Origin of the sequence: Lentzea fradiae (genome assembly GCF_900100955.1) — a bacterium.
GTDB lineage: Bacteria > Actinomycetota > Actinomycetes > Mycobacteriales > Pseudonocardiaceae > Lentzea > Lentzea fradiae.
The window spans coordinates 480,077-498,234 of record NZ_FNCC01000004.1 but is presented as its reverse complement, the minus strand read 5'-3'; the positions used below and the strand labels follow the sequence as shown (position 1 = coordinate 498,234).

Here is an 18,158-nt window from a genome sequence, read left to right as displayed (position 1 = left end):
CTAGTCGGGCCAGACAGGCGAGCGCTTCTCCAGGAACGACGCCCGTCCCTCCTTGGCCGACGGCGACTGCGACGTCTCCGCCATGACGGCCAGCGCGATCTCGTAGGCGTCCGCCTCCGGCCGGTCGAGCTGCGCGTAGATCGTGCGCTTGCCGACGGCCTTGGACGCCCGGCTGCCGCGCGTCGCCCGTGCCAGCAGGTCGTCGACGGCGGTGTCCAGCTCGGCGGCGGGCACCGCGCGGTTGATCAGGCCCCAGTCCACGGCCGTCGCCGCGTCGATGACGTCGCCGGTCAGCACCAGCTCCATCAGCCGCTTGCGGCCGATCGACCTCGCGACCGGCACCGCGGGCGTGTGGCAGAACCACCCGGCTTTGCCGCCCGGCAACGAGAACCCTGCCGTGTCCGCGGCCACGGCGAGGTCGCAGGACGCCACCAGCTGGCAGCCTGCGGCGGTCGCCAGGCCCTGCACTCGTGCGATGACGACCTGCGGCACGGCCTGGATGGTCTTCATCAGCACCGTGCACAGCTCCAGCAGCAGCCGCACGCCCTCTTCGTCACGTGCGTGCACGTCCGCGAAGTCGTGTCCTGCCGAGAAAACCGGGCCTTCGGCGCCCAGCACGATCCCGGCCGCGTCGGACGCACCGGCTTCGCGGAACGCCTCCAGCAGCTCTGTCAGGTGCTCGGCGGACAACGCGTTGCGCCGGGCGACCCGGTTCATCGTGATGCGGACAACCGACCCGTCCCGGGCAACGTCGACCATTCAGCGAATCTAAGGCCCTAGGCCGGAGAACGCACCTCTCGGATCACGGTGACGATCTCGTCCATGATCTCGGTCAGCTCGTAGTCCTTCGGCGTGAAGACCCGCGCCACGCCTCGTTCGCGCAGCTTGGCGGCGTCGTCCGGCGGGATGATGCCGCCCACGATCACGGGGATGTCCCCGGCGCCTGCCTCCCGCAGACCGTCGACCACCGCGGGCACGACCTCGAGGTGCGAGCCGGACAGGATCGAGAGGCCGACGACGTGCACGTCCTCCTGCACGGCGGCGGCCACGATCTGCGCCGGGGTCAGGCGGATGCCCTGGTAGACGACCTCGAAGCCGACGTCGCGGGCCCGCACGGCGACCTGTTCGGCGCCGTTGGAGTGCCCGTCGAGGCCCGGCTTGCCGACCAGCATCCGCAGCCGCTCGCCGATCTCCTCGCCCGTCGCGCGCACCCGGTCCCTGACCCGTGCGATCTCCGACCCGGCCTCACCGGAAGCCGAGGCGCCGGAGACACCGGTCGGTGCGCGGTACTCGCCGAACGTGTCCCGCAGCGCCTGCGACCACTCGCCCGTCGTCACACCGGCGCGCGCACACGCCAGCGTCACCTCGACGAGGTTCTGATCGGTCTTGGCGGCTTCGCGCAACGCGTCCAGCGACGCCTCGACGGCCGCGTTGTCGCGGTTCGCGCGCCACTGCTGGATCGCCTCGACGGCGTGCAGCTCGACGATCGGGTCGATGGTCTCGATCGCGTTGGCGCCCTCGGCCTGCAACGGCGACGGCTCGGTCGTGTCGAACTTGTTGACGCCGACCACGATCTCCTCGCCCGACTCGACGCGACGGCGCCGGTCCGCGAGCGACGAGACGAGCTGCGACTTCATGTAGCCGGACTCGACGGCCGCGACGGCACCGCCCATCGACTGCACGCGGTCGATCTCCTCGCGCGCACCGGCGAGGATCTCGTTCACCTTGGCCTCGATGACGGGCGAGCCGTCGAAGATGTCCTCGTACTCCAGCAGGTCCGTCTCGTACGCGAGCACCTGCTGCATGCGCAGCGCCCACTGCTGGTCCCACGGACGCGGCAGGCCCAGCGCCTCGTTCCACGCGGGCAGCTGGATGGCGCGGGCACGGGCGTTGCGGGACAACGACACCGCGAGCATCTCCAGCACGATGCGCTGGACGTTGTTCTCCGGCTGCGCCTCGGTCAGCCCCAGCGAGTTGACCTGCACGCCGTAGCGGAAACGGCGGTGCTTCGGGTTCTCGACGCCGTAACGCTCCCGCGTGATCTCGTCCCAGATCTGGGCGAACGCACGCATCTTGCACATCTCTTCGACGAACCGCACACCGGCGTTCACGAAGAAGGAGATGCGGGCGACGACGTCACCGAACTTCTCCTGCGGCACCTGCCCGGAGTCGCGCACCGAGTCGAGGACCGCGATCGCCGTGCACATCGCGTACGCGACCTCCTGCGCCGGTGTCGCGCCGACCTCCTGGAGGTGGTAGCTGCAGATGTTGATCGGGTTCCACTTCGGCACGTTCGACACGGTCCACGCGACCATGTCGGTGATCAGCCGCAGCGACGGTCCCGGCGGGAACACGTACGTCCCGCGCGACAGGTACTCCTTGATGATGTCGTTCTGCGTCGTGCCGGCCAGTGCCGCCGGGTCCGCGCCCTGCTCCTCGGCCACGGTGACGTAGAGGGCGAGCAGCCACATGGCCGTCGCGTTGATCGTCATCGACGTGTTGGCGCCCGCGAGCGGGATCTGGTCGAACAGCTGCCGCATGTCGCCGATGTGGCTGATCGGCACGCCGACCTTGCCGACCTCGCCCTTGGCGAGCTCGTCGTCGGGGTCGTAGCCGGTCTGCGTCGGCAGGTCGAACGCGACGGAGAGACCCGTCTGCCCCTTGGCGAGGTTGCGGCGGTACAGCGCGTTGGACGCCGCTGCCGAGGAGTGGCCCGCGTACGTGCGCATCACCCAGGGGCGGTCGCGTTCACGGTCAGCCGGATACGGCACAGCAACCTCCCACAACGTCGTTGTCCGGAGCGTACTGGCCAGTAACTGTTGGCGCGCGTGCGATTGCTCACTGAATCGAGTCCACTGAGCGCATGATGGAGAGGTGACGGGCCTTTACCAGATCGTCGTGGTCTTCGCCGTTCTCGGCTTGCTGGCACTGGTGCTGAGGTACTTCGCGGGCGACGACCGGCGGCCGGTGCCCGACCTGGACGGCACCGACTTCGGGTTGCTGAGCGAGGTGGCGCTCGTGCCCACCGAGGAGGCGGCGAAGGTCCTCGTGCGCAAGCTGAAGGCCAACGGCGTGCGGGCCACGCGCTCGCGCCACGCGCCCTACCGGGTGATGGTCTTCCCGCAGGACGTCGCGAACGCGCGGCTCGTGCTCAGGAGCTGACCCGCTCCACGTCGGCGCCCAGCTTGCGGAGGTTCTCCACGAAACCGGGGTAGCCGCGCTCGATGTGGAAGATCTCGTAGACCTCGGTGGCCCCGTCCGCGCACAGCCCGGCGAGCACCAGCCCGGCCCCCGCCCGGATGTCGCTCGCCCACACCGGCGCGCTGGACAGCTTCTCGACACCGCGGATCACGGCGTGATGGCCGTCCGTGCGCGCGTCGGCACCCAGCCGGATCATCTCGTCGATGAACCGGAACCGGGCCTCGAACAGGTTCTCGGTGATCATCGAGGTGCCCTCGGCGACCGCGGACAGCGCGATCGCGAACGGCTGGTTGTCCGTGGCGAAGCCGGGGTAGGGCAGCGTCACGAAGTCGACGGCCTTCGGCCTGTCCTCCATGACGACCCGGAAGCCCTCGTCCTCGCCCTCGTAGACGGTCACCTCGGCGCCCGCCATCCGCAGCTTCTCCAGCACCAGGTCGAGGTGGTGCGGGTTCACCCCGCGCACCCGCACGTCACCGCGCGTCATGGCGGCGGCGAACCCCCACGTGGCACCGACGATCCGGTCGCCGATGACGCGGTGCTCGGTCGGCTTGAGCTCCTTGACGCCGTGCACCGTCAACGTGGACGTGCCGGCCCCTTCGACCTTCGCGCCCATCTGGGTCAGCATCAGGCAGAGGTCGACGATCTCCGGCTCGCGAGCCGCGTTGTCGATGACCGTCGTGCCGTTCGCCAGCACCGCCGCCATCAGGATGTTCTCGGTGGCGCCCATGCTCGGGAAGTCGAGCCAGATCTGCGCGCCGTGCAGCCCCTCGGCCTCGGCGACGATGCACCCGTGCTCGATCGACGTGGTGGCACCGAGCTTCTCCAGCCCGCTCTGGTGCATGTCGAGCGGCCGCGACCCGATCGCGTCCCCACCCGGCAACGCCACGACGGCCCGCTTGCACCGCCCGACGAGCGGTCCGAGCACGCAGATGCTGGCCCGCAGCTTGCCCATCGCCTCGGAGTCGGCCTGGTAGCTCAGCTCGGCGGGCGTGGTGATCCTCGCCACGTCCCCTTCGAGCTCGACCTGGCACCCGAGACTGCGCAGCGCGTCGGCCATCAACGGCACGTCGAGGATGTCCGGGCAGTTGGTGATGGTCGTGGTGCCCTCAGCGAGCAGGGCGGCCGCCATCAGCTTGAGAACGCTGTTCTTGGCCCCGACGACGTCGACTTCGCCGACCAGCCGTGCGCCACCGTGTACCCGGAAATGCTCGCTCACGCGGCAATCCTACGGACGGTCATAGAGTGCCACTCATGGCGGTACATCTCACGAAGATCTACACACGCGTAGGCGACGACGGCACGACCGGTCTGGGCGATTTCTCCCGCGTCCCGAAGACGGACCCCCGGATCGAGGCGTACGCGGACGTCGACGAGACCAACGCGTCCCTGGGCGTGGCACTGGCCCTGGGCCAGCTGGCCCCGGACGTCCACGAAGTGGTCCGCAAGGTCCAGAACGACCTCTTCGACGTCGGAGCAGACCTCTGCACCCCGATCGTCCCCGACCCGGAGTACCCGCCCCTGCGCATCACCCAGGCATACGTGGACCGCCTGGAGGGCTACTGCGACGAGTTCAACGAACGCCTGGGCAAACTGGACTCCTTCATCCTGAACGGCGGCACCCCGGGAGCGGCCCTCCTGCACCAGGCCCGCACCGTCGCCCGCCGGGCGGAACGACGCACCTGGGCGCTCATCGACGCCGACGCCGAGCACACCAACGTCCTGACCGCGAAGTACCTGAACCGCCTGTCGGACCTGCTCTTCATCCTCGCCAGGGTGGCGAACCCGGACGGCGACGTGCTCTGGCAGCCGGGCGAGAACGCCTGACGCACACGGCACCCGGTGACCACGAAGGGCGCCTCCCACGCGGGAGGCGCCCTTCGGTGCAGCTCAAGAGGCCCAGGGAATCGAGCGTCCCGGCGGAGACGCCTCCAGCCAGGACAGGAACCCGGTCAAAGCATCCGGCCCCATCGCGATCTCCACCTCGCCGGAACCGGACCGGCACCGCAGCACCGTGGCCCCGACGGGCATCGCGTACGCCTCGGGCCCCGTCGGTTCCCGCCGGGCGTCGATCTCCAGCCCGTCCCGCGAGATCAGCTGGTCGGGCCGGGACCCGAGCGACAGGACGCGGAACCAGGCGAACGAGTCGCCCCGGTAGTGCCCTACACCCAGATGCCAGCCGCGACCGCGGTCGTCGAACTGGCTGCGGAGCGCCACGTGCACTCCGCCTTCACGCAGCAGCCGGACGCGGCGCCAGGCGAAGTAGCAGATGATGACCGCCACTCCGAGAAGGACCAGTCCGGCAATCTCGGTGATCCCCACGGCTGGGCCCTCGCGCCCTGTCTCAGGCCGACTGTTCCACGGCCCGCACGCGCGCTGCCGCCCGTGCGCGCTCGGCGTCGTCCGCGTCCTGCAGCGCCGACCGCGCCGCGTTCACGTCGATCTCGTCCGCGAGGTCGGCGTCCTCGGCGAGAATCGACACGCCCGAGCCGGTCACGGACAGGAAGCCACCGTGCACGGCGGCGGTGACAAGGCCACCGTCGGTCGTGCGGATGCGCACCACGCCACCCTCGACCAGCTGGCCCAGCACGGGCTCGTGACCGGGCAGGATGCCGATCTCGCCCTCGGTCGTCTGCGCCGAAACGGAGGTGGCCGTACCGGACCACAAACGGCGTTCAACGGCGACCAGTTCAACGGTCATCTCGGCCACGCGTATCTCCCTCGTCGTCTGGAGTCGGGTTGAGTCTAAACGGTCGCCTGACAACCTCGCCGCCCCGCCCGGTGTCAGTACCTTCGACAACCGCCGGAGGGGGACATGCAGGACTTCGAGGACTTCGTGGCGTTGCGCTCACAAAGCTTGCTGCGCACCGCCTACCTGCTGTGCGGCGGAGACAGAGGCGCTGCCGAGGACATCCTGCAGGACGTTCTCATGGGCATGTACGGCAAGTGGCGCCGGATCAAGACCTCACCCGAGGCTTATGCGCGCGCATCGATCGCGAACGCGGCGGCGAACAGGTGGCGGCGGCGGGCCCGCAAGCCGGAGGCGCCGTTCGAGCACGCGGAGACGCCGGTCACAGCGGGACATGAGCAACGGGTCGTGAACTCGGAGACGGTCGTGCGAGCACTGGCGCAGTTGCCGAAGAAGATGCGTGCCGTTCTGGTGCTGCGGTTCTTCGACGACCTCAGCGAAGCCGACACGGCTCGCGCTCTCGGCTGTGGTGTCGGCACGGTGAAGAGCCAGACCTCGCGCGGGCTCGCGCGGATGCGGGAGCTCATGGGTGAGCAGGTGTTGACGTGGAGCTGAAGCAGGCGATGGAGGCGGCGACGGCGGACCTCGACGTGCGGCCGGGATTCGTGGGGGACGTCATGGCAGGGGCACGGCGCAGGCAGACGCGCAAGCTGGTCGCGGTGACGGCGGCGGTGGCGTTGCTCGCGGGGGTGGTGACCGGGGTGGTGCTCACGCGGTCGTCCACGCTGCCGCCCGACTCGGGCGACCACCGGCTGACCGCGGCACCGGCCGGTGACCTCGCCGGGGACGCGGACTTCGTCTCGCGGGCGCTGGCGACGTGGAACAACGGCCCCGAGCAGTCGTGGCGGCAGGCCGGGCAGGTGAAGGACCTCTCCGCCGAGGCGAACGTCTTCTGGGCCGGCACCACGCCGGAGGGCCCGGCGGCGCTGGTCGCCCAGGCCGTGCGGCTGGACGGCCAGTCGGAGTCCCGCACCGTCGTCGGGCTCGTGTCCGGGGGCAACGTGGTGGACCGGGAGATCGACTTCGGCCGCGAGTCCGGGCTGTTCCAGCTCGGCAAGGAGCGGTCCACCCACATCGTGCAGACGCTGGGCAGCAGGGTGTTCTGGTCGGTCAACCCGGTCAGGGGCGGCGACGGCCGCCTGACGCGCGCCTGGCAGGAGGCCACGGGGCCCGGCGGGGTCGCGGTGGTGAGCGCGAAGCAGTCCGACCGGCCGGTGTTCGTCCGCGGCGACACGGCCCCGGCGCCGGACGACTTCACGCGCGAGCCGCTGACCGCGAGGGAGGACAAGCGTCCCGACAACGCGTTCTACCCTCACCCCGGCCTCGGCTGGAAGGGCCGGCTGCTCGCGGCGGACCTGCCGGAGGGCGCACCTTTGACGCCACCGGCCCGTGCGCTGTCGCCGGACCAGGAGCTGCGTGAGAAGGCGTTCCTCGACTACGCGGTCGGGTGGAACGACATCGGCGCGTGGATGGCGCACGCGTGGCTGCCGGACGGAAGGCATGCCGAGGTGATCGAGTCGCTCGGTGAGCTGTACGGCCTGATCCACCGGCCGGACGGCGAGTTCAGCGCCGCTGTGCTCGGCGGGCCGGTCTCTGCGGTGGAGCCCATGCTCGTGCCGCTGCCGGACGGCCAGGGCACGTTCGTCATCCGGTACGGCACGCGCATCGGCCCGGACGAGCGCCCCGACGCCTGGCTCGCACCCGCGGGCACGACGGAGGTGACTGTCTGGGAGGGCGACACCCCCAAGGTCGTGCCCCTTCCCTAGTCACCGTGCCAGGAACGCCAGAGCGTCGCGTAGGTGCCGTTCCTGGCCACCAGGTCGTCGTGGGATCCCAGTTCCACGACGCGGCCCGCGTCGACGACCGCGATCCGGTCGGCATCACGCGCGGTCTGCAGCCGGTGCGCGATCGCGATCACCGTGCGACTCCCCCGCACGGCCGCGATCGCGCGCTCGGCGTGCCTCGCTGTGGCCGGGTCGAGTGACGACGTCGCCTCGTCCAGCACCAGCGTGTGCGGGTCGGCGACCTCGACCCTGGCGAGCGCGAGCTGTTGCGCCTGCGCGGGATCGAGCTCCAGTCCGCCCGCGCCGAGCGGCGTGTCGAGCCCGTCCGGCAGGTCGTCGAACCACCGCGCGTCCACGGTCCGCAACGCCTCCACGAGCCGGTCGTCCGAGGCGTCCGGCACGGCGAGCGCCAGGTTCTCCCGCAGAGTCCCGATGAACACGTGGTGCTCCTGCGTCACGAGCACGATCGGCTGCTCACCCGCCGCCGCGAGGTCGGCCACCGGCACGCCGCCGACGCGCACCGACCCCTCCGACGGCCGGTCCACCCCGGCGATCAACCGGCCCAGGGTCGACTTCCCGGCACCGGACACACCGACGACCGCGAGCCGTTCGCCGGGCCGCACCACGAGGTCGACGCCGTGCAACACCTCGTGTCCGTCCACATAGGAGTAACGGACGCCGCGCACCTCCACGAGGTCGCTCTCCGGTTCACCGACCGCGGGCGCGCTTTCGGCGTTCGCCCCGATCCCCTCGACCCGTGCGAAGGACGCCGCGCCGCGCTGGAGGAACTCGACCCACATCATGATGCGTTCCAACGGTTCCACGAGCCGCCACACGTAGAGGCTGCCGGTGACGACGACCTCGATCTCGACGGCGTCCCCCGCGTAGAACAGGCCACCGGCGAGCAGCACCAGCGCGGTCGGGACCATGCTGACGAAGTTGATGACCGGAAACAGCACGTTGCGCAGCCGCAACGTCCGCAGCCGGGCGTCGTAGTGGGACGCGATCGAGGCGTGCGCCTTCCCCACCAACCGGTCGCGCAGCCCGTAGGTCTGGATCGTCCTGCTGCCCTCGCCGACGGCCGCGGAGATCTCCGCCACGTCACCCGCCGCCTGGCTCTCCGCGAGGTAGGCGGGACGCGCCCGCTTGAGGTACCAGTGCAGCACCCACGCGACGAACGGCATCCCGGCGAGCGCGGCCAGGCCCAGCACCGGGTCCAGCACGAACGTCGCCACGAGCACGACCAGCAGGTTCACCGTCCCGGTGAACACCTCCGGCACGCCGTCCCGCAGCGCCTGCCCGACGACACCGACGTCGCTGGTCACGCGGGTGAGCAGGTCGCCGGTGCTCAGCCGGTCCACGACCCGCGCGGGCAGCGCGAGCGAGCGCGTCACCGCCTCCTCGCGCAACGAGGCCAGGAACCGCTCACCGAGCCGGAACGTCTGCAACCCGCTGTAGCGCACCAGGAACAGGTGCACGACCGCGGAGGCGAGCACCCCGAGCGCGATCATGTCCACAGTGGACAGCGTCAGCGTGCCGTCCTCGACGCCGCCGACGATCTTGCCGACCAGGTACGGCGCCACCAGCCCGGTCAACGCCGCCAGCGACGTCAGCACCAGGACCACGGCGAGCGCCCGCCGTTCGCCGCGCAGCAGCCGCACGGCCGCCCGCCGCACCTCGTGCCGCTCCGCGATGGGCAGCCGCGTCATCGGGTTCCCTCCAGGCACAGCGCTTCGTCGGCCTGTCCCGCCCACAGCGGCGACGACGAGACGACCACCGTGGTCCGCCCGCGCCTGGCCTCCTTGACGCGCTCGGCCACCGCGGCCTCGGTCACCGCGTCCAGTGCCGACGTCGGTTCCACGAGCACCAGCACCTCCGGGTCGCTCAGCAACGCCCGCACGAGCCGCAGCCTCTGGCGCTGCCCGCCGGACACGTTGCGCCCCTGCGACTCCAGGTGCGAGTCGAGCCCGTCCGGCATCGCCTCCACGACGTCACCCGCCGCCGCGGCCCAGATCGCCCGCCGCACCGAGGCGTCGTCGTGCTCCCCCACCGACACCGCCTCCCGCACCGGTCCGGGGAACAGGTAGTCGTCGTTGTCCGCCACGACGACCTGTCCAGGCAACCGTTCCACGGCCTCCCGAGCCGCCGCCGCGTCCGAGGAGACCAGCACCGTCAACGCACCGGGCTTCACCTCCAAGGGCTCACCGTCGCCGGAACGCTCCTCCGGCCGCAGGCTCAGAAGATCCACGACCCGGCGCGCCGACACCAGCGCCCGCGGGATCGCGTCCGCACCCTCCACGAAGAAGCTCACCGGCACGATCAGCGTCCCGACGTACAGGTAGACCGCGACCATCTCCGCGACCGTGATGGCGCCGCTCACGGCCATCCGCGCCACGATCCACGTGACGACACCGAGGAACAGCGTCGGCAGCCCCCACAGCACCTGCACCCAGCTCAGCCAGACCGACACCCGGTACCCGTCGCGCAGCACGTCCCGCGACTTGGCCCGGAAACGCTCCTCGAACGCCGGCTTGCCGCCGATCCCGGACAGCACCTTCAGCCCGGCCACGATGTCCCCGGCCCGCGAGCTCAGCTCGCCCTGGCTCTGCCGGTACCCGGCCTCCACCACGTGCAGCCGCCGCAGGACGGGCGTGGTGACCACCGCCAGCACCGGCACGCCCAGCAGCACCACCACCGCGACCACCGGTGAGATCCGCACCAGCAGCACCGCCGTGACCGCGTACGCGACCACCGCCCCCACACCGGGCCCCGTGCTGGTGAGCGCGTGCGCGATCCGCGTCGTGTCGCCGTTCTGCAGGTACGTCAGGTCGCCAGCGGACAGCTTGCGCCGCACCACCCCGCCGAGCCTGGTGACGTGCTCCACGACCAGTTGGGCCGTGCGCAGCGCGGCATCCGTGCGCACCAGCGTCATCGTGCGGTGCCGGGCCACCCCGATCAACGCCAGCAGCGCCACCACGACGGTGAGCGCCGCGCACCACCACACCAGCGCCGTGCGGTCACCGCCGCGCAGACCGTCCTCAATGGCCCTGGAGATGAGGTAGGGCGGCAGGACCAGCCCGCACATCCACAACGACCCCCACCACGCTCCGGCGAGCACCCTGCGGCGTTGCGCGAGCACCAGCCACCACAGGTACCGCCAGGGCGATCGAACGTCCGGTGTGCCCGGATCGTCGTACGGTGCGTGTCGGCCCATGCCCCGACCCTGCCACCACCCGCCGCGCGGCACGACCGATTTCGCTCAAGGCCCGGAACGCCGGTAGGGCCGTCCCTCCACAAAGGAGGAACGGCCCTACCGGCATCGCGACAACGCGAAGCTAGTCAGAGGAGACCAGCAAGGTGCGCAACCGCTGGTCGATGCTGTTCGTGATCGCCGCCCGCAGCTTGGGATCCGGCATGAGCGTGTCCGCGAGCTCCGGCCACCGCGTGCGCACCAGATCCGTGGTCTCAGCGGCGTGTTCGACCAGGTCCGCACCCGACACACCAATGCGGTGTTCCAGCAGCTTGAAAGTGCCGAGCGACGCTCGTTCGAACCGCCTCGAACCACCGAACTTCAGTCCGAGATCCTCGCGCTCCATGTACGGAGCGGTGGACACCAGGTCGTACGCGGGGGCAAGCGTGGGCACGCGGGGATCGCGGTAGATCAACGACCAGTTCTTCAGATGGGCATCGCCGTTCGAAATCAGGATGTTGAAGGCAAGCCGTCTTGCGAACTCCTGCAACGCGGCAAGGTCATGACGCCGGTAGATCAACGCGGCAACCGTCTCGAAGTTGCCCTGGTACTTGGCGGGCGGGTAGAAGTTCCTCACCTGCGCCAGATCCTCGATGTGGACCAAGCGCCGATTCTCGTCACGATCGAACCGTCTCACGGCGTAGGCCCACGACTCTCCGTTGGGCCACAGGCGATCAGGTAGTCCGTCGATCTGTTCCCGGTGCACCAACCGCACGTCGGGCACCTCAACGCCACAAGCCGCCGCCAGGGTCATCATCGCGTACTCGTTGTGCGGTACGTGGGGGAACTCGCTGTCCGGCAGCTTGACGATCCAGTCACCGCCCTCGCCGTACGCAGGCAAGGTGAGCCGCTCACCGGTCGCCACCATCGAGAACTTCATGGTCACGCCCGCGAGTGAGAACTTGAGCCGGCGGTAGTCGTTCTCGGACCGCGCGGTCAGCCGGGGAGCGGGAGCGGTGTCCCAATCGAGATCCGGTGCCTCTTCGCCGGGCGGGAACAACCCGCACAGCTCCGGGTAGGTCATACCCGACCTCCGCGAGCAGTTCCATCTCTCGGTCAGGTGACACGTGCCGTGCCGTGGCGATCCAACGACGCTGCACGCCTTCGTGAAGCAGGTTGGAGAACCACGGAGGCAGCCGCAACGCCGCGGCATGAACGGCAGAGAGGTCCTGCTCGAACACCAACCCGAGGACAGGACGCTCAGGATCGTCCACGTACGCGTCAGCCAGGACGAACCGGGTGTGATCACCACGCTGGTGAAGAGTGCCCACGCGCCGGCCGTGCAGACGCACTTCGAAACGGGACTCAGAAAGAACCATCTTCGTCCTCGTCCTGCCCCTCGTCGATCACGAGGTCCTCCAGCGGCGGAGTGTTCTCGAAATCCCATTCGCACATTCGCTGGAGGAACTGCTCCAACTGCTTCTCGAGAAGACTCCTCCTGCTCGCGATGAACTCTTCCACACGGCCGTTGGCCAGAAGCTCCGACATCGGCGGCGTGATCGCATGGGTGTTCAAGACAGTCGCCCATGCCTCATCGCCCATGTTCAACGGCCTGCTCATCAGTTCGGTGTCGATCCCCTCTTTGGGGAGCCCTTCGTCGGGAGCGAGGATGCGGTTCGCAGCCGAACTGCGCAGAGTTTCCCGCACGATGCGACGATCGAACACCGTATGCACCGCGTTCGCCGCGGTGCTGCTGTCCTGGAGCGCCGCTGACAACTCTGCCTGTTCGTACTGCTCCCCCGTGAGAAGTGATCTCGGCCCAGCGTTCCACCACGCGGCGAGCACAATCTTGCCCTCGCCCACGTTCGTCCAGAACTTGCCCAGATCAGGCAGCGGGTACCTGTTGCCGGGAACCGTCGCCAACAGATCCTGAACCGTGCCGGACAGGTCCCCCGGCCGCACCCGGTTGGTGAGCTGCCGGGTCGTGCCGGTGGTGCTGCCTTTGAACAGGCTGGGGCCTGCCAGGGCTGTGCGCCAGTACCAGCGACGCAACAGCTGGAGGTTACGAGGATCAGGGTCCGGGTGGTGCGCGAACACTCTGGTCAGCACGATGAGCAGGAACTTGTACGCGACCATCGTGATGTGCGGAACGCCGGCCACCTCCTGGAGGAACCGCACGGCGCGCACCAGAGCCGCTTCTCCTTCTTGGAAGAAGGTGTCCTTCTCCTCGAGAGGAAAGTCCACCTGTCCCTTCCGATCAGGTGAGAACTCAAGCCTGATCTCTCGTTCGACGTCCGGACCTCGCCTGGCGAGCAGTGCCCTCAGCACCGTGTTCTCGTCGATCTTCCCGAAGTTCAGATCGGCGGCGACCCGATCCGCGATGAGGGAGAAGTCGAAGTTGTCATCGCTTGCCGTTCCGCTCTTCGAGTTCAGCGCGGAGAAAACCTCGGCCTTCGTCAGCCGCTTGCCGTAGTTGTTCATCCGGTCGAAGATGTCCTGCAGAACGTGCTCGTCGTGGTGGCTGACGACATACGCCGGAACCTGGTACTGCCGCAGGATCTTCGCGATCTCGGTCGCCTGATCGAGGCGATCGCCGATCGCGGGGTTGTCCGCGAACCACCGCAACAACTCCTGCAGGTCGAACAGGACCGGCAGCGGAACGACCCACGGCTTGGCGGTCGCCCCCCTGACAGTCGAGCCCTTCGTGGTGAACGCCTGCTCGTGCAGGTCGTAGAACAGCGAAAACGGCGCGCGCCGAGAGCCTTCGCGGTGCAAGGCGTTGGCGAGACTGACAAGCCGCTGCTGACCATCGACCACGAAATGCGCCCGGCTGGTTTCGGCAGCGCTCACACGTAGATTGCCGAGGACAAGTTCGTCCGCTGGAGCGGGCTTCTGCCACAGCAACAAGCTGCCGATCGGATAGCGCTTGACGATACTGTCGAAGAGACGCGTCACATCCTGCTGGCCCCAGCGGAAGTCACGCTGGAAGTACGGAACACGAATACGTCCGTCCCACGTCCACTTGACGAGGCTCTCCACGTCGAACGAAGTCGCGGTCTGCTCGCTGCCGAGTCCACCTAGCACCGTTTCCTCCCAAGTTCACGTCAAGGATTGCAGGTGGCGCTGACAAACGCGCGCAATAAACGCAGCAGGGCCGGAACCCTTCCGGGTTCCGGCCCTGCTGACAGGAAGAGAGCTGGCTCAGTTGCCGGCCAGCTTCTTGGCGTTGGCCTCGACGTCGTCCAACCCGCCGCAGGAGAAGAACGCCTGCTCCGGGTAGTGGTCGAACTCGCCCTTGCAGACGCGGTCGAACGCCTCGACGGTGTCCTTGATCGGCACGAACGAACCCGGCTGACCGGTGAACTTCTCCGCGACGAAGAAGTTCTGGCCGAGGAAGCGCTCGAGACGACGCGCGCGACCGACGAGGACCTTGTCCTCCTCGGAGAGCTCGTCCATACCGAGGATGGCGATGATGTCCTGCAGCTCCTTGTACTTCTGCAGGATTCGCTTCACCTCCTGGGCGACCCGGTAGTGCTCCTCGCCGACGATCGACGGCTCGAGGATTCGAGACGACGACGACAGCGGGTCGACGGCCGGGTAGATGCCCTTCTGGGAGATCGGACGGGAAAGCTCCGTCGTCGCGTCCAGGTGGGCGAAGGTGGTCGCCGGGGCGGGGTCGGTGTAGTCGTCCGCGGGCACGTAGATGGCCTGCAGCGAGGTGATCGACTTACCCCGGGTCGAGGTGATGCGCTCCTGGAGCTCACCCATCTCGTCCGCCAGCGTCGGCTGGTAACCCACGGCGGAAGGCATGCGGCCCAGCAGGGTCGACACCTCGGAACCGGCCTGGGTGAAGCGGAAGATGTTGTCGATGAAGAGCAGCACGTCCTGGTTCTGCACGTCGCGGAAGTACTCCGCCATCGTGAGAGCGGACAGGGCGACGCGCATACGCGTGCCCGGCGGCTCGTCCATCTGACCGAACACCAGGGCGGTGTCCTGGATGACACCCATCTCGTCCATCTCGAGGAGGAGGTCGGTGCCCTCACGGGTGCGCTCACCGACGCCGGCGAAGACCGACGTGCCGGAGAACTCACGCGCGATACGCGTGATCATCTCCTGGATCAGCACGGTCTTGCCGACACCCGCGCCGCCGAACAGGCCGATCTTGCCGCCCTTGACGTACGGGGTGAGCAGGTCGATGACCTTGATGCCCGTTTCCAGGATCTCGGTCTTGCCCTCGAGCTGGTCGAACGACGGAGCCTTGCGGTGGATGCCCCACTGCTCGCCGTCGCGGCCGAGGCCCGGCTGGTCGAGGCAGTCGCCGAGGGCGTTGAAGACGTGGCCCTTGACGATGTCGCCGACGGGGACCGAGATGGCGCGGCCGGTGTCGGTGACGGTGGCACCGCGGACGAGACCGTCCGTCGGCTGCATCGAGATGGTGCGGACGAGGTTGTCGCCGAGGTGCTGCGCGACCTCGAGGGTCAGCGTCTTGGCGACGGCCTCGAACGTGATCTCCACGTTCAGGGCGTTGAACAGCTCCGGCACGGCGTCGCGCGGGAACTCCACGTCGACGACCGCACCGATCACCCGGACCACACGGCCGGTGCGGGTGGTGGTGGCAGTAGCACTCATGTCACTCATCACTTCCTGCGCCACCGGTAAGCGCGGCAGCGCCACCGACGATCTCGCTGATCTCCTGGGTGATCTGGGCCTGACGGGCCGAGTTCGCCGCCCGGCTGAGGTTCCGGACCAGCTCCGTCGCGTTGTCCGTCGCGGCCTTCATGGCCGTGCGACGAGCCGCCGACTCCGAAGCCGCCGCCTCCAGCATGGCCGAGAACAGGCGCGTCTTCACGTACTTCGGCAGCATCGCGCCGAGCAGCGCCTCGGCGCTGGGCTCGAAGTCGTACACCGCGCGCGGACCCTTGGGGGTCTCGCCGGTGTACTCGACCTCCATCGGAGCGATCCGGCGGGCGGTCGGCGTCTGGCTCAGCATGGACTTGAACTCGGTGTACACGATGTGGATCTCGTCCACGCCCTGCGCACCGTTCTCCGTGCCCTCCAGGAACGCCTTCACCAGCGCGTCACCGGCCTCGACCGCGTTGACGTAGTGCGGGGTCTGCGAGAACCCGCTCCACGCCCCCGTGACCTCGCGGCGGCGGAACTGGTAGTAGCCCTGTCCCTTGCGGCCGGTCACGTACAGCACCGGCTCCTTGCCCTCGGACCGGAGCAGCTGCAGCAGCTGCTCCGCGGCCTTGAGGACGTTCGCGTTGTAGCCACCGCACATGCCCTTGTCGCTGGTGACGACCAGGACCGCGGCGCGCTTGGGGTTCGGCCGCTCGGTCAGCAGCGGGTGGTCGAGGTTGGCCGAGGCTTCGGCCAACGCGGACAGGACGTTCGTGATCTCGTCCGCGTACGGCCGGGAAGCCGCGACCCTGGTCTGCGCCTTGGCGAGGCGAGACGTCGCGATGAGCTCGTACGCCTTCGTGATCTTCTTGGTCGAGTTGACCGTTCGGATCCGTTGGCGGAGCTCCCGAATCTGTGCTCCCATGGCTCAGATCACTTCTCGGTGGGCTCGGGCTTGTGGACCTTCACCGACTCCTGGCCGACCTTGTCGGCGTCCATCGCCTTCTCCGGAGCCTCGTTCACGACCGTCGAGCCGTCCGAAGCGGTGAACTGCTTCTTGAACTCGGCGATCGCGTCGGCCACCCGGCTCTGCGAGTCGTCGGAGAAGACCTTGGTCTCGACGATGCCGTTGAGCACGTCCGCGTGGTTGCGGCGCAGCGAGTCCTTGAACTCGGCGACGAACCGGCGGATGTCGCCGACGGCGACGTCGTCCAGGTAGCCCTTGGTCGCGGCGAAGATCTCGACGACCTGCTCCTCGACGGGGACCGGCGAGTACTGGCCCTGCTTGAGCAGCTCGACCAGACGGGCACCGCGGTCCAGCTGGGCGCGCGAGGCGGCGTCGAGGTCGGACGCGAACGCGGAGAACGCCTCCAGCTCGCGGAACTGCGACAGGTCGAGGCGCAGCGAGCCCGCGACCGACTTCATCGCCTTGATCTGCGCGGCACCACCGACGCGGGAGACGGAGATACCCACGTTGACGGCCGGGCGGACACCGGCGTTGAACAGGTCGGACTCGAGGAAGCACTGACCGTCGGTGATCGAGATGACGTTGGTCGGGATGTACGCCGACACGTCGTTCGCCTTGGTCTCGATGATCGGCAGACCCGTCATCGAACCGCCGCCGAGCTCGTCCGACAGCTTCGCGCAACGCTCGAGGAGACGCGAGTGCAAGTAGAAGACGTCGCCGGGGTACGCCTCGCGGCCCGGCGGGCGGCGCAGCAGCAGCGAGATCGCGCGGTACGCCTCGGCCTGCTTGGTCAGGTCGTCGAAGATGATGAGGACGTGCTTGCCCTGGTACATCCAGTGCTGGCCGATGGCGGAGCCGGTGTACGGCGCCAGCCACTTGAAGCCGGCGGAGTCCGAGGCCGGGGCGGCGACGATCGTCGTGTACTCGAGCGCGCCCGCCTCCTCCAGCGCGGTCTTGACGCCCGCGATGGTGGAGCCCTTCTGGCCGATGGCGACGTAGACGCAGCGGACCTGCTGCTTGGGGTCGCCCGACTCCCACGCCTTCTTCTGGTTGATGATCGTGTCGATGCAGACCGCGGTCTTGCCGGTCTTGCGGTCACCGATGATCAGCTGGCGCTGGCCGCGGCCGATCGGCGTCATGGCGTCGATGGCCTTGATGCCGGTCTGCATCGGCTCGGACACCGGCTGGCGCTGCAGCACGGTCGCGGCCTGCAGCTCGAGGGCGCGGTTGTCGTCGGCGACGATGTCGCCCAGGCCGTCGATCGGCTGGCCCAGCGGGTTGACGACACGGCCGAGGAAGCCGTCGCCGACCGGCACGGAGAGGACCTTGCCCGTGCGGCGGACCTCCTGGCCTTCTTCGATCTTGTCGAAGTCACCGAGGATGACCGCACCGATCTCGCGGACCTCGAGGTTCAGGGCGACGCCGAGGACGCCACCGGGGAACTCGAGCAGCTCGTTGGTCATCGTGCCCGGAAGGCCCTCGACGATGGCGATGCCGTCGTAGGTCTCGGAGACGGTACCGACCTCTTCCCGGCTGACCTCCGGGGAGTAGCTCGAGACGTACTTCTCGATCGCACTGCGGATCTCGTCCGACGAGATCGTCAGCTCCGCCATGTCGTTCCTGCTCTCACTTCAACGTTTCTGGGAAATG

At 68.8% G+C, this 18,158-nt stretch carries 16 protein-coding genes and 1 pseudogene; 4 read left to right on the top strand and 13 right to left on the bottom strand.

Translation table 11 applies throughout. The features are described 5' to 3' along the window. Entirely contained in the window at positions 1–759 is a 759-nt protein-coding gene (locus BLT23_RS12035) for an enoyl-CoA hydratase-related protein (RefSeq protein WP_090048476.1), read from the bottom strand. Positions 760–776: 17 nt separating this feature from the next. Then, positions 777–2,771 (bottom strand): protein meaA, encoded by a 1,995-nt coding sequence (locus tag BLT23_RS12030; RefSeq protein WP_090048475.1) that lies wholly within the window; start codon positions 2,769–2,771, stop codon positions 777–779. Positions 2,772–2,874: 103 nt separating this feature from the next. Between BLT23_RS12030 and BLT23_RS12025 the strand changes: the two genes are divergently transcribed. Beyond that, positions 2,875–3,162 (top strand): hypothetical protein, encoded by a 288-nt coding sequence (locus BLT23_RS12025; protein ID WP_090048473.1) that lies wholly within the window; start codon positions 2,875–2,877, stop codon positions 3,160–3,162. On the opposite strand, the gene murA is transcribed toward BLT23_RS12025, so the two are convergent. Beyond that, positions 3,152–4,417 (bottom strand): UDP-N-acetylglucosamine 1-carboxyvinyltransferase, encoded by a 1,266-nt coding sequence (murA, locus tag BLT23_RS12020; RefSeq protein ID WP_090048472.1) that lies wholly within the window; start codon positions 4,415–4,417, stop codon positions 3,152–3,154. The two genes, BLT23_RS12025 and murA, sit on opposite strands and share 11 nt — an antisense overlap. A gap of 35 nt (positions 4,418–4,452) precedes the next feature. On the opposite strand from murA, the gene BLT23_RS12015 reads away from it, so the two are divergent. Continuing rightward, the gene (locus BLT23_RS12015; RefSeq protein ID WP_090048470.1) at positions 4,453–5,025 is read left to right on the top strand and encodes a cob(I)yrinic acid a,c-diamide adenosyltransferase; all 573 of its coding nucleotides are present in this window, start codon (positions 4,453–4,455) and stop codon (positions 5,023–5,025) included. A gap of 63 nt (positions 5,026–5,088) precedes the next feature. On the opposite strand, the gene BLT23_RS12010 is transcribed toward BLT23_RS12015, so the two are convergent. Together BLT23_RS12010 and BLT23_RS12005 are read right to left on the bottom strand one after the other, a co-directional pair. Then, entirely contained in the window at positions 5,089–5,520 is a 432-nt protein-coding gene (locus BLT23_RS12010; RefSeq protein WP_090048469.1) for a DUF2550 domain-containing protein, read from the bottom strand. A 22-nt stretch (positions 5,521–5,542) separates the two neighbouring features. Further along, entirely contained in the window at positions 5,543–5,908 is a 366-nt protein-coding gene (locus tag BLT23_RS12005) for a F0F1 ATP synthase subunit epsilon (RefSeq protein ID WP_090048467.1), read from the bottom strand. A gap of 105 nt (positions 5,909–6,013) precedes the next feature. On the opposite strand from BLT23_RS12005, the gene BLT23_RS12000 reads away from it, so the two are divergent. Both BLT23_RS12000 and BLT23_RS11995 read left to right on the top strand, forming a co-directional pair. Beyond that, positions 6,014–6,502 (top strand): SigE family RNA polymerase sigma factor, encoded by a 489-nt coding sequence (locus BLT23_RS12000; protein ID WP_090048466.1) that lies wholly within the window; start codon positions 6,014–6,016, stop codon positions 6,500–6,502. Continuing rightward, the gene (locus tag BLT23_RS11995; protein WP_090048464.1) at positions 6,493–7,713 is read left to right on the top strand and encodes a hypothetical protein; all 1,221 of its coding nucleotides are present in this window, start codon (positions 6,493–6,495) and stop codon (positions 7,711–7,713) included. Before BLT23_RS12000 ends, BLT23_RS11995 begins: the two co-directional genes overlap by 10 nt. On the opposite strand, the gene BLT23_RS11990 is transcribed toward BLT23_RS11995, so the two are convergent. The 8 genes and pseudogenes from BLT23_RS11990 to atpA form a co-directional block, all read right to left on the bottom strand. Next, positions 7,710–9,440, bottom strand: a complete 1,731-nt coding sequence (locus tag BLT23_RS11990) for an ABC transporter ATP-binding protein (protein WP_090048463.1) — start codon at positions 9,438–9,440, stop codon at positions 7,710–7,712. The two genes, BLT23_RS11995 and BLT23_RS11990, sit on opposite strands and share 4 nt — an antisense overlap. Further along, on the bottom strand, positions 9,437–10,945 hold the full coding sequence (locus tag BLT23_RS11985) for an ABC transporter transmembrane domain-containing protein (RefSeq protein WP_090048461.1): 1,509 nt from the start codon (positions 10,943–10,945) through the stop codon (positions 9,437–9,439). Before BLT23_RS11985 ends, BLT23_RS11990 begins: the two co-directional genes overlap by 4 nt. A 121-nt stretch (positions 10,946–11,066) precedes the next feature. Further along, positions 11,067–12,005: a type II toxin-antitoxin system HipA family toxin gene (locus BLT23_RS11980; protein WP_245743903.1), complete on the bottom strand. Its 939-nt coding sequence runs from the start codon at positions 12,003–12,005 to the stop codon at positions 11,067–11,069. Between the two features lie 34 nt (positions 12,006–12,039). Further along, positions 12,040–12,300 (bottom strand): annotated as a pseudogene (locus BLT23_RS41610) (HipA N-terminal domain-containing protein); the annotation flags it as partial. After that, on the bottom strand, positions 12,287–14,005 hold the full coding sequence (locus BLT23_RS11975; protein ID WP_090048460.1) for a GmrSD restriction endonuclease domain-containing protein: 1,719 nt from the start codon (positions 14,003–14,005) through the stop codon (positions 12,287–12,289). The gene BLT23_RS11975 and the pseudogene BLT23_RS41610, both read right to left, overlap by 14 nt. A gap of 117 nt (positions 14,006–14,122) precedes the next feature. Further along, positions 14,123–15,559: a F0F1 ATP synthase subunit beta gene (gene atpD, locus BLT23_RS11970; RefSeq protein WP_218133719.1), complete on the bottom strand. Its 1,437-nt coding sequence runs from the start codon at positions 15,557–15,559 to the stop codon at positions 14,123–14,125. Continuing rightward, entirely contained in the window at positions 15,552–16,466 is a 915-nt protein-coding gene (locus BLT23_RS11965; RefSeq protein WP_090048459.1) for a F0F1 ATP synthase subunit gamma, read from the bottom strand. The genes atpD and BLT23_RS11965 overlap by 8 nt, the downstream gene beginning before the upstream one ends. A gap of 8 nt (positions 16,467–16,474) precedes the next feature. Continuing rightward, the gene (gene atpA, locus BLT23_RS11960) at positions 16,475–18,121 is read right to left on the bottom strand and encodes a F0F1 ATP synthase subunit alpha (RefSeq protein ID WP_090048457.1); all 1,647 of its coding nucleotides are present in this window, start codon (positions 18,119–18,121) and stop codon (positions 16,475–16,477) included. Between the last annotated feature and the right edge of the window lie 37 nt (positions 18,122–18,158).

Excerpts from the sequence above, each read along its gene's own strand:
- BLT23_RS11990 (WP_090048463.1), bottom strand. The coding sequence starts at position 9,440 with ATGACGCGGCTGCCCATCGCGGAGCGGCACGAGGTGCGGCGGGCGGCC.
- BLT23_RS11980 (WP_245743903.1), bottom strand. The coding sequence starts at position 12,005 with ATGACCTACCCGGAGCTGTGCGGGTTGTTCCCGCCCGGCGAAGAGGCA.
- BLT23_RS12035 (WP_090048476.1), bottom strand. The coding sequence starts at position 759 with ATGGTCGACGTTGCCCGGGACGGGTCGGTTGTCCGCATCACGATGAAC.
- atpD (WP_218133719.1), bottom strand. The coding sequence starts at position 15,559 with ATGAGTGACATGAGTGCTACTGCCACCACCACCCGCACCGGCCGTGTG.
- BLT23_RS12000 (WP_090048466.1), top strand. The coding sequence starts at position 6,014 with ATGCAGGACTTCGAGGACTTCGTGGCGTTGCGCTCACAAAGCTTGCTG.
- BLT23_RS12015 (WP_090048470.1), top strand. The coding sequence starts at position 4,453 with ATGGCGGTACATCTCACGAAGATCTACACACGCGTAGGCGACGACGGC.
- BLT23_RS11965 (WP_090048459.1), bottom strand. The coding sequence starts at position 16,466 with ATGGGAGCACAGATTCGGGAGCTCCGCCAACGGATCCGAACGGTCAAC.
- atpA (WP_090048457.1), bottom strand. The coding sequence starts at position 18,121 with ATGGCGGAGCTGACGATCTCGTCGGACGAGATCCGCAGTGCGATCGAG.
- BLT23_RS11985 (WP_090048461.1), bottom strand. The coding sequence starts at position 10,945 with ATGGGCCGACACGCACCGTACGACGATCCGGGCACACCGGACGTTCGA.